The sequence below is a fragment of the Rhodococcus sp. IEGM1428 genome, assembly GCF_050321865.1.
GTDB lineage: Bacteria > Actinomycetota > Actinomycetes > Mycobacteriales > Mycobacteriaceae > Rhodococcoides.
Window position 1 is genome coordinate 108,141 of the sequence record NZ_JBNQFW010000001.1, and the last position, 11,223, is coordinate 119,363.

An 11,223-nucleotide genomic window follows, 5' to 3' on the forward strand; every position below is an offset into this window, starting at 1 on the left:
TTACCATCCCTGCTGTGGCCAAGCTGAAGGTTTCCCTCGACGTCCCACTGACCCCCGAACAGACGTGGGAGCACGCGTCCGATCTGTCCGGGTACGAGCAGTGGCTCTCCATCCACGAGGCGTGGCGGGGGGAGCTGCCCGAGCAGCTTGCCGTCGGCACCACCCTCGACTCGATCGCCAGCGTGAAGGGTATGCGCAACCGGGTGTCCTGGAAGATCGAGTCCTACGATCCGCCCAAGAAGCTCGAGCTCAAGGGCAACGGCAAGGGCGGAGTCAAGATCGGATTGAACATGTCCGTGAAATCCAAGGGCGACGGTTCCGAGATCACCATCGACATCAATCTGGGCGGTGCACCGCTGTTCGGTCCGATCGGTTCCGGCGTGGCCCGTGCACTCAAGGGCGACATCGAGAACTCGTTGAAGACGTTCGTCAAGATCTACGCCTGACGTAGTATCTGGCGAACCGAACGGCGGGGCGGGCGAACTTCTCCCTCTCGCTCGCTACGGAGAGGTCATGTCATGCCCGGTAGGCACAGTGCTTCGTCGTCCACGACGAGCAGTAGAGGAGTGGTGAAGTACGGCGTCATTGCCGTCGCGCTCCTCGTCGTGGTCGCAGGCGGCGTGGTCGTTGCACAGAAGGCCTTCGGTTCCGAATGCGGCGACCCCGCGTCCTACTCGCTGGCCGCGGATCCCGCGATCGCGCCGGCGCTGCAGAAGATCGTCGACGGCACGTCCGCAGAGGAACTGGATTGCGCTCGGATCGACGTGACTGCGAGCGAATCGGGTCAGGTCTCGGCCGCGGTGGCCAAGGGTGCCGATGTTCCCTCTCTCTGGATTCCGGATTCGTCACTGTGGGTCGGCAAGACCGTCCGGTCCACCGCGTCGCTGATCGACCTCGCGAGTCAGTCGGTGGCCAGTACCCCCGCTGTGCTCGCTGCCCGCAAGGACGAGGTGCCGTTCTTCGACACGTGGCTCACTGCCTTGAAGCTCGAAGGCCTGCGTATCGGAAACCCGTTGACCAACACCATGTCCGACGCGGCGATCCTGGGCGCGGTGGCCGAGGCCGGATCGGACGAGAAGGCCCTCGACTCGGTCTCGGCGGCGCTCGTGCCCATCGCACAGGCTCAGGCCGCGACCCGCGGTGAGGCCGATCCGAATGCTCGTCTGGACGACGTGGTCGCCGACGGCGGAGTTGCCGTGGTCTCGGAGCAGACCTTCCTGCAGTACCAGATCGACAACGACAACAATCTCGGTGCGACGGTACCGCCGACGGGCAGCATCTTCCTGAACTTTCCGCTGGCCGTGACCGAGCCTGCAGGCGACCGACACGAGGCCGCGAAGTCCGTCGGAACGGCTCTGGCGGCGGCCATCGAATCCGAGCAGGGCCAACAGGCGTTGTCCGAGGCCGGGTTCCGCTCCGCGGACAATGCACCCCTGCGCTCCGCGGACAATGCAGTGTTGGATTCCGACCGTGGGATCGGGGAGGTGACGCCCCTGACGATTGCCGATCAGCAGGCCGCCGAGTCGACGCTGAAGCAGTATCAGGTGCTGGCGCTTCCCTCGCGGGCATTGGTGATGGAAGACGTCTCCGGATCGATGAACTACAGCGCCGGTGCGAATACCCGCATCGCCATGACGGTGCAGGCCAGCGAGACCGGCAATCGCCTGTTCCCCGACAACGCGTCGATGGGCTTGTGGGCATTTTCGATCGGACTCGGCGGCAGCAGCCAGGACTACAAAGAGCTGGCACCGATCCGGCGCATGGACGAGAAGGTCGGCAACACCACTCAGCGCGAGGTGCTGCTGCAGCAGACTCGAACCCTTCCGTCGCTGGTCGGGGGCGGTACCGGCCTCTACGACACCACGTTGGCAGCGTTCCGTACCGTGCAGGAGGGATACGACCCCGATGCCGTGAACAGTGTCATCATCCTCACCGACGGCACCAACGAGGATCCAGACAGCATCTCGCTCGACGAGCTGTTGTCGACCCTGCGCGCCGAGCAGGACCCGTCCAAGCCGGTCGTCATCGTCACCATCGGCATCACCGACGACGCCGATGCCGGTGTGCTGCAGCAAATTTCGGCTGCTACCGGTGGTTCGAGCTTCGTTGCGCGAAATCCGGCCGAAATCCCGAATGTCTTCGTGAATGCGCTGAGGAGCCGTTCCGGTCGGTGACGGGAGCGGCTATGCTGTGCGCCGCGTGCTCTCCGTCACCTGGGGTAGTGCGGAGTAACCGTGGCGCAGAGGTGTGTCGGGGGTCGAAGTAGGGGGCGAAGTCGATGTCGGGACGTCACAGCGGCAGCAGTCGTAGGTTCAATCCTGTCGTGACCTGGGGCGCAGCTGCGCTCGCGGTAGTCGTGGTCGCGGCGGGCGGCTGGTTCGGCGTCCAGGCCGTCCGTGCATCCGGTGCGGATTCCTGCGATTCCCTCGACACCGTCTCGCTCGCGGTGGACGCGTCCATCGCCGAGCCGGTGCAGCAGATCGTCTCTCGGGCCGGCGAGTTCGATCGTGGGTGCGTGAACTTCGATGTCCGCTCCGAGCGTCCCACCGATACTGCGACGGAGATCGCGGGCACCGAGAACCGCCCGGACCTGTGGATCCCGGATTCGACGCTGTGGCTGCTCAAGACCCTGCGCTCGACCGGTGCTCTGCCCGAGCTGGCGAAGACGTCCGTCGCGAACACGGTGCCCGTTCTGGTCTCGAAGTCCGACGCGGTGCCGGTCACCGATACGTGGCTCAGCGTGTTGCAACTTCCCGGGCAACGCATCGGTGATCCCCTCACCAGCAGTGCGTCGAACGCGGCCATTCTCGGCGCGCTTGCCGAATCCGAGGTCGCGATCTCGGATGCCAAGGCCGTATCCGCAGCGTTGGTACCCATGGCGCAGGACTTCGGACGGATTGCCGACGCTCCCCACGACACCCCGGATCTGGTGGCCCAGGTGGCCGCCGAGGGTGGCACGAGCGTGGCTACCGAGCAGGCGTTGCTCGCCTACGAGGCGGACAACCCGGGCGCGGCGCTCACCGAGTCGGTTCCTCCGACGGGCAGCTACTTCCTCAACTATCCGTTGGCGGTGACCACTCCGGCCGGGCCCGATTACGACCGTGTCAAGGAAGCCGGAGCGGCATTGGCCTCGGTCCTGGCCACCCAGTCGGCCACCGACACGCTTGTCGCGGCCGGCTTCCGTACCGCGAGCGGCACCCCGCTGCCCGACGGCAAGGGTGTCGGATCCGTGGCCTCGCTGGAGATCAAGAACCCCCTGTCCATCGAGACGACACTGCGAGATTGGGCCGTACTCGCGCTGCCGTTGCGCACCCTCGTCGTCGAGGACGTATCCGGTTCGATGGCCGCGAAATCGGGTGACTCGACTCGCATCGCGTTGACTGTCGATGCATCGGTCGGTGCCAACGATCTGTTCAGTGACCAGACTCAGATGGGTCTGTGGGCTTTCTCCATCGGGCTCGGCGGTGGGAAACAGGATTATCGAGAACTGGTGCCGCTCGGTCCGGTGAGCAACACGTTCGGCGGCAAGCCACAACGCCAGGCGATCCTCGACGCCATTCGTGGTCTACCTGCTCTGGTCGGAGGCGGAACCGGGCTGTACGACACCACTCTGGCCGCATTCCGCCGGGTCAAGGAGGGCTACGACCCGAACTACGTCAACAGCGTCATCATCCTGACCGACGGAGCCAACGAAGACGACGGCAGTATCACGCTGGATCAGTTGCTGGCAGCGCTGCAGAAGGAACAAGATCCGGTGCGGCCCATCGTCATCGTTACCGTCGGCGTCACCAGTGATGCAGATCCTGTTGCACTGCAACAGATTTCAGCGGTCACGGGTGGAACGAGCTACATCGCCGAGGATCCGCGAGACATCCCCGATGTGTTCGTGAAGGCGTTGAACTCTCGCACCGAGCGCCTCGCGGGCGAATAGCCCTCAGCCCCACAGGAAGCTGATGGAGATGGCTGCGGCGCAGGCCACTGTCACCACGGCCAGTGTCAGGGCGTCCGAGGCTTTGAAGCGAGAGTCGGTGGCGGTGATCATCCCGGTGCCGCCGCGAGCGGTGATGGCCGTACCCATCTCGTCGGCCCGTCGGATTGCCACCGACATGACCGTCGTGACGATGTCGACCAGCGAATTGTCCGAGGCACTGTTCACAACGGGCTTGGGGCGAAGGCGTCGGGCCGCGTTGAGGGTTCGCATCTCTTCGATCAACAGTGGAAGCGATCGCAGGCTCAACGCCACGGCGATCGCCCACTCGTCGACCGGCAGTTTCAGCTTCTTCAGGGGTGCGCCGAGTTTCGATACGGCCGGGGCTACGTCACTCATCGAGGTGGTCCAGCCGATCATCATCGAGGCACCGAGCAGCACGAAGACGAAGAGCGTCGCACGCAGGTACACCAGCACTGCTGCGCTGCCGATCGGCAGATTGATCAAGGCTCCGACGCCGAACAAGGCCCAGATCCACCACGGTGGACGCGGCAGCGCCGTGATCGGAACGTGCGCAACGATCGCGGCGATCACCAACAGTCCGAACACGATTCCGAGCGCGGGCCACGTCGGTGCCACCACGAGAGTGACGCTGAGGAGCAGCACGACGACGAGTTTGGTGCCGGCCCACAGCCGATGGATCGGCGAGAGCCGGGGGACCTGACGCAGTACGACGGTGGTCACGAGGGCACACTCCCCAGGATCGAGTCGGAGACGATGTGGCCGTCGGACATCGTGATGGTGCGGCTGCAGACGGTGTCCATGCCGTCCACATCGTGTGAGATGACGACGATCCCGACGCCGCGTTCACGTAGTCCGGCGAGAACGCCGATGATGTCGTCGCGGCCGGGTGGATCGAGGCCGGCCAGAGGCTCGTCGAGAACCAGCACGCGAGGCCGACGCGCAATGAGCCCGGCCAGCACCACGCGTCGCATCTGACCACCGCTGAGCGAATCGATCTCGCGGGCAGCAAGAGACCTGTCGAGGCCGACCGCATCCATGGCGGCCGAGACTGTGGCAGAACCGGTTTCGGGCCCGGCTGCCGCGGCGATGTCCTCGGAGACGGTGCGGCGCTGCAACTGTAGGCGGGAATGCTGGAATGCCAGTCCGACGTCGCCCACCCGGGTGGTCATGGCCTTGCCGTCGAGCTGTGCGGTGCCCTTCGTCGGGCCGGTGAGTCCGGCCATGATCCAGGCGAGAGTGGACTTACCCGAGCCGTTTCCGCCGAGAACGAGAACTCCTTCACCACGCTTGACTGTGATGTCGATCCCGTTCAGTGCGGCCTGCGCCCAGGGGGTGCGACGGTTGTAGGTGTGCCGAACGTCGGCTACTTCGAGCAGGCGTTGGCTCGAATTGTCCTGCAGTACAGCAGCATTTGCAGTATTCGGTTGCATCCACCCCGAGTCGTGCTGTACCTGATACCCCTCGTGCAAATGTACGACGCGATCTGCGGCAACGGTTTCGGAGACATGGTGGGTGACGAGCACGACCGACATGCCGTGTCTGCGAGGTAGTTCGGCGAGGAGCGAGACCAGATGCTCGCGGCCGGCAGCGTCGATCATGGCGGTTGCCTCATCGGCAATGAGCAGGGCGGGACGGCGGGCCAGGGCCGCGGCCACGGCCAGGCGCTGCATCTCGCCGCCGGACAGGGATGCGGTGTCGCGGGCACCCATGCCGCCGAGACCTACCTCGTCGAGCAGGGCGTCGACGTCGGGACGGGAGTCGCCGGGCGGCAGTCCCCACACCACGTCGTCGGCGACGCGAGTGCCCAGGATCTGGCTCTCGGGTCGCTGCAGAACCATTGCGGTGCCACCGTACCGACCGAGTCCGGTTGCGCCGGGCCTGTTCACTGTGCCTTCCGACGGTTCGAGGCCGGCGAGGATCCTCGTCAGTGTCGATTTTCCGGAGCCGTTGTGGCCGACGATCGCGACAAATTCACCCTGTCCGATGTGGAGTTCGACTCCTGTCAACGCAGCCGTGGCGCTTCCCGGGTACCGATATCCGACCGAGGTGAGGGTGACCGGCAGTGGTCCGATCTCCTCGTCGTCCGTGCTCGAGACCAGTGCCTCGGGAGTGGGGATGGTGGAGAGACGGTCGAGGATGGCGGTGAGGATCAGCCAGGCGAACAGCGTTCCGGTGACGATCCCGAATGCGATCGAACCGCCGACCCACCACCACCAGTTGTCGAGCACCGCGGTGGAGCTGCTGCGGAGCACGTCGGCGGCACCTTGCAAGGCCGACGTGCGCTCGAGCAACCTGGACACTCCCTCCAGGGTGTTGCGGAGGGTGTCGAGGAACAACGTGCGTAGCGGAACGAGGATCAGGAGCAGAAAGACCGTCAGAGCCCCGAGCGCCGGCCCGACGACCATCGAGGTGACCAGCACGCCGAACAGTCCTTGCTTTTTGCGCTTCGCCCGCCCGACCAGGCCGCCCAACAGCGCGGCGCTGGCCACGGTGAGGGCCGTCTGAGTTCCGGCGGCGACAAATCCGACGAGGGTGCCTGCTACCGCAGCGGTGAGCAGCGCGCGCGTCCGATACCGAAGCGCGACCACCGACATGGGAATGGCCGCGACGACCTGAAGAATCGTTGCCATGGGCACGAGCACACCGATCACCGTCAACGCGACAGTGAAGCTGCTCATGACCGCGGCGGTCGCCAATTCCTGAGGGCCGAGGGGCCCTGACTTCGGAGTGCGGGGAAAACTGACGGTCACCGCTCCAGTGTGCCAGCTCAGCTGAGGCACACTGTCTTCGTGACTTCCGAGATCGGGACCCGCAGGCGGATTCATCCGGCGTGGATCGTCGCGGCCGTGGCATTCCTCGCCCTTGTCGGTGCAGCAGGCTTCCGTGCGGCACCGAGCGTGTTGATGGTGCCGTTGCAGGAGGAGTTCGGTTGGCCGCGGTCGATGCTGTCGCTGGCGGTGGGCGTCAATCTGGTGCTCTTCGGCCTGACGGCTCCGTTCGCCGCAGCCCTGATGGATCGCTTCGGAATCCGGGCGGTGACGTCGATTGCGTTGACGATCGTCGCGGCAGGCAGCGCTCTCAGTGTCTTCGTCACCGAGGCGTGGCAGTTGGTGTTGACCTGGGGCGTCATGATCGGTCTCGGCACCGGATCGATGGCTCTGGTCTTTGCGGCGGTGGTGACCAATCGGTGGTTCGTGCGGCGTCGTGGCCTCGTGTCGGGCATCTTGACGGCAGGCAGCGCGACGGGGCAGCTGATCTTCCTGCCCGTGATCGCGCAACTCGTCGACAGGTCGGGTTGGCGGGCCGCGTCGTTCCTCATCGCGGGTGGCTCGCTGATCGTGGTCCCGTTCGTGCTGCGGTGGCTGCGAAATATGCCTGCGGACATCGGAGTGACACCGTACGGAGCGCCGGAGGGCTACACGGCGGTGGCTACGGACCCGACGGTGAATCCTGCCAGGGCCGCGATACAGGCGTTGCGTGATGCGAGCCGCGTTCGTACGTTCTGGGCTCTCGTAGTGGGCTTCGCGATCTGTGGCGCGACGACGAACGGGCTCATCGGAACTCACTTCATCCCGTCCGCACACGACCATGGAATGCACGAAACCACCGCAGCGGGACTGCTGGCGGTGGTGGGAATCTTCGACATCGTCGGGACCATCGGATCGGGGTGGCTCACCGACCGCGTCGACCCGCGTTACCTACTGGCGGCGTACTACGGATTTCGTGGCGTATCGCTGCTGTTCCTGCCGTGGTTGCTGTCCGCGACCATCCAGCCGTCGATCGTGATCTTCGTGGTGATCTACGGATTGGATTGGGTTGCAACGGTTCCGCCCACGATTGCGCTGTGTCGAGAGGTCTTCGGTGATCGAGGCTCGCTGGTGTTCGGATGGGTGTTCGCCTCACACCAGATCGGTGCCGGTATCGCATCGGTCGTCGCAGGCGTAGTGCGGGACGCGACCGGGGCGTACACGATGGCGTGGTTCGGTGCGGCCGGCCTCTGTGCGGTTGCTGCCGTGGTGAGCGTGAGAACAGGAAAGCGCGGAAAGCCCTCGTAAAAAAGGGCTTTCCGCGCTCAGGCTGGGATTCTTACGTGCTCAGATCAGCGGCTGCGCTGGCTCGTGGCCGGTCCTGCTGCACGACGGCTGTGGCCGCCACCGCTACGGGGCTGTCCACCGCCGCTACGGGGCTGACCGCCACCGCTGCGCGGCTGACCACCCGCACGGGCGGGGCCACCGCGTCGCGCGTTGTTGTTGCGCGGGGCTCCGGTGCGGGCCGGGGCCTGCTCGACTCGCGGTGCAGGCTCGACGTAGCGGGCCTGCTCGCCGACCAGGTTCGCCACTGCGGGCGAGTCGGCGGTGACGCGGATCGGGGTGACCTTGATGTCGGCCTTGCGCAGCAGCACTGCGGTGTCCTTGCGCTGTTCTGGGAGGACGACGGTCACGACGTCGCCGGCGCTTCCGGCGCGTGCCGTGCGGCCGGAGCGGTGCAGGTACGCCTTGTGCTCGGCCGGGGGATCGACGTGGACGACCAGCTGAACGTCGTCGACGTGGACTCCGCGGGCTGCGACGTCGGTGGCGACGAGAACGCGGGCCTGGCCGGAGGAAAAGGCTGCGAGGTTGCGGTCGCGTGCGGCCTGCGAGAGGTTGCCGTGCAGGTCGACGGACGGGATCCCGGCGTCGGTGAGCTGCTTGGCCAGCTTGCGGGCCTGGTGCTTGGTGCGCATGAACAGGATGCGTCGTCCGGTGCCCGAGGCGAGCTGATGGACGAGCTTCTTCTTGGCTTCGACGCCGTCGACCTCGAAGACGCTGTGGGTCATGGCCTCGACGTGTGAGGTGGCCTCGTCGACGGAGTGCGTGATCTGGTTGTGCAGGAAGCGCTTGACCAGCTTGTCGACGCCGTTGTCCAGGGTCGCCGAGAACAGCATGCGCTGGCCCTTGTCCGGGGTGGCGGCGAGTATGCGGGTGACGACGGGCAGGAAGCCCAGATCGGCCATGTGGTCGGCCTCGTCGAGGACGGTGATCTGAACGCCGTCGAGAGTGAGGTGGCGCTGCTTCATCAGGTCTTCGAGGCGACCGGGGCAGGCGACGACGATGTCGACACCACCCTTGAGTGCGGATACCTGGCGAACCTGCGACACACCACCGAAGATCGTGGTGACCTTCAGCGAGTATGCGGAGGCGAGGGGCTCGATCGCGACGGCGATCTGGGTGGCGAGCTCACGCGTCGGCGCGAGAATCAGGCCACGCGGGCGGCCGGGCTTGCGGTTGCCGGGAAGCTGTCCGGCGAGGCGAGCGACCATCGGGATGGAGAATGCGAGTGTCTTTCCGCTGCCGGTCTTTCCGCGTCCGAGTACGTCGCGTCCCTGCAGTGTGTCGGGGAGCGTGTCGGCCTGGATGGGGAACGCCTCGGTCTTGCCCTGGCTCGCGAGTACATCCGCGATGGCCTGGGGTACGCCGAGTGCAGCAAAGGTTTGTGGGGTCGTCATAGTGATGAAAAGTGCCTTTCGGGCAGGGTGTTGCACCTGCGGGCCTTGGGCCGAGATGCAAGGTGGCGAGACTGCCGGTGGGCAGTTTCGATCGCCGTAAGAGAAGCCTGTGCAGGGTGCACATGGTGATTCGGGAGCATTCCACGACGTCTGACGTGCAGCTACGCGCGTCGTCACCGAGTGTAACCGAGTTGTGGCTCAGTCTCTTCCCGCGGCGACGCGTCATGCAGCGTCGTCGTCGAAGAGCCCGGTGATCATCACGTTCTCGATCCGCGAGTTGTAGAGCTCGACCACCGGCATGGGCGGGGCACTCGAGTCATAGGTGTGCCCCGTGGGTGAGATGAGCCTGTACCGATGTCGCGCTTTGCGTTTGTCTCGTATCGCTTCGGCCGTCCAGCCTTCCCCTTCTTTCGCGTAATTGCATGCGGCACAAAGGCCTGCGCCGTTCTCGGCGCTGGTTTTGCCACCTGCGGTGTGCGGCCTGATGTGATCGTGGTGTCGGATCGGCGCGTCACACCATGGGGTGCGGCAGGTGCGATCTCGGAGATCGATGAGGCGTCCCAACGCAGTGGGAAAACCTCGCGATGTGGACTCCACGGCCGTCAGCGCTCCGGATTTCGGATGGGCGTAGAGACGGCGCAATGCGATGTGCGTCTCACTGTCGAGCGTGTCTCGGATGAGTTGCCGGGCGACGTCGGACGGAATGTCGCCATAGCCGTGCAGATATGCGGAGGTGTCACCACCCGCGAGGAGGGTCGAGTCCGAGATAACGATGTCGACGGTCACCGGCGGTCCTTGAGCCGCCGATGCGCCGGTGATTCGCTCGAACACCAGGTCGGCCATGATCTGGTCGCGGGTGCGTGTGTTGCCGCCGGCGTTGATGATGGTGTCGGCGTCTCGTCGCAACGTGGCCCACATGCAGACTGTCTTCTCCATCGACGTCAACGCCGTGAAGAAGCCCATCGATTCGGGTGCCGGGCGGGTGCTGGTGCGCCGCGCTGCGTAGGCCTTGGCGCGTCGCTTCACCTGGGAGGCGGCATCGAGCTCGTTGGCAAGTGCGCGGGCGCGAACCTCGATGGTGCGGTCGCCGGCACCGGCCAGGGTGGCAGGGTCTGCGCACAGTCGCTCGTCGATGGTGCGGCGATCGTCGACGGTGAGGCATGCGGTCTCGCGAGCGAGAATCATGACCCGCCACTCGTTGAGTTCGCCGGCTTTCAGGCGCGCGAGAGTGTGCGGCATTTCGTGTACCAGCGCGCGAGCGAGTCCCAGATGAGTGCCCCCACGGTTCGGTGATTCGCGTCGGGCCAGGCCGATTTGCGACGCAATCCCACTGCGCCACTGAGCTTTCGGTCTGCCGAGTTCTTTTCGCTCGGTGCTGATGGCTGTTGCGACGGCGTCGGTCACCACGGCTTGTGTTGCCACGCTGACGCACTTGACGGTCTCGAGAGCGGAGATCAAATCGATGCCGGCTGCTGCGTCGACATCGACATCGGACGCTTGAAGGCGCGCGACGAAACGCAACACTTCATCGGACGTCAGCGGCGAATCTTGTACGACTGTGACCACGAGTTCCTCCCCAGTACTCGAATGCATGTTCGATAGTACGGGCGTTTTCGTGGTTCCGCAATAGATGCACGAAACTGGGGAGGGGTCGCAAAACTTGCTCTGTGGTGCCCTCGGCAGGATTCGAACCTGCGACCTACCCTTTAGGAGAGGGTTGCTCTATCCCCTGAGCTACGAAGGCTGGTGACCGTTCTTTTGGTTCGAATCCATTGTCCAGCAACGG

General features: G+C 65.2%; 8 protein-coding genes and 1 tRNA gene. 4 read left to right on the plus strand and 5 right to left on the minus strand.

Annotated elements, in window-relative coordinates:
- The first annotated feature begins 14 nt into the window (after nucleotides 1-14).
- The 3 genes from ACQR3T_RS00570 (at nucleotide 15) to ACQR3T_RS00580 (ending at nucleotide 3,931) form a co-directional block, all read left to right on the plus strand.
- Entirely contained in the window at nucleotides 15-446 is a 432-nt protein-coding gene (locus ACQR3T_RS00570; RefSeq protein ID WP_032377358.1) for a type II toxin-antitoxin system Rv0910 family toxin, read from the plus strand.
- Between the two features lie 72 nt (nucleotides 447-518).
- Entirely contained in the window at nucleotides 519-2,174 is a 1,656-nt protein-coding gene (locus tag ACQR3T_RS00575) for a substrate-binding domain-containing protein (RefSeq protein ID WP_428692206.1), read from the plus strand.
- 149 nt (nucleotides 2,175-2,323) lie between these two features.
- Nucleotides 2,324-3,931, plus strand: a complete 1,608-nt coding sequence (locus ACQR3T_RS00580; protein ID WP_428692207.1) for a VWA domain-containing protein — start codon at nucleotides 2,324-2,326, stop codon at nucleotides 3,929-3,931.
- A gap of 3 nt (nucleotides 3,932-3,934) precedes the next feature.
- Here ACQR3T_RS00580 and ACQR3T_RS00585 read toward each other — a convergent pair whose 3' ends face one another.
- Nucleotides 3,935-4,672 (minus strand): energy-coupling factor transporter transmembrane component T family protein, encoded by a 738-nt coding sequence (locus ACQR3T_RS00585; RefSeq protein ID WP_428692208.1) that lies wholly within the window; start codon nucleotides 4,670-4,672, stop codon nucleotides 3,935-3,937.
- Nucleotides 4,669-6,702 (minus strand): DUF2232 domain-containing protein, encoded by a 2,034-nt coding sequence (locus ACQR3T_RS00590; RefSeq protein WP_428692209.1) that lies wholly within the window; start codon nucleotides 6,700-6,702, stop codon nucleotides 4,669-4,671. The genes ACQR3T_RS00585 and ACQR3T_RS00590 overlap by 4 nt, the downstream gene beginning before the upstream one ends.
- 39 nt (nucleotides 6,703-6,741) lie before the next feature.
- Between ACQR3T_RS00590 and ACQR3T_RS00595 the strand changes: the two genes are divergently transcribed.
- On the plus strand, nucleotides 6,742-8,007 hold the full coding sequence (locus tag ACQR3T_RS00595) for an MFS transporter (protein WP_428692210.1): 1,266 nt from the start codon (nucleotides 6,742-6,744) through the stop codon (nucleotides 8,005-8,007).
- A gap of 44 nt (nucleotides 8,008-8,051) precedes the next feature.
- On the opposite strand, the gene ACQR3T_RS00600 is transcribed toward ACQR3T_RS00595, so the two are convergent.
- From ACQR3T_RS00600 to ACQR3T_RS00610, 3 genes are all read right to left on the minus strand, one after another.
- Complete coding sequence (locus ACQR3T_RS00600; protein WP_428692211.1) at nucleotides 8,052-9,437, minus strand: DEAD/DEAH box helicase; 1,386 nt, start codon at nucleotides 9,435-9,437, stop codon at nucleotides 8,052-8,054.
- A 222-nt stretch (nucleotides 9,438-9,659) separates the two neighbouring features.
- Nucleotides 9,660-11,003 (minus strand): HNH endonuclease, encoded by a 1,344-nt coding sequence (locus ACQR3T_RS00605; RefSeq protein WP_428692212.1) that lies wholly within the window; start codon nucleotides 11,001-11,003, stop codon nucleotides 9,660-9,662.
- 102 nt (nucleotides 11,004-11,105) lie between these two features.
- Nucleotides 11,106-11,181: transfer RNA gene (locus ACQR3T_RS00610), tRNA-Arg, on the minus strand.
- Nucleotides 11,182-11,223 lie beyond the last annotated feature (42 nt).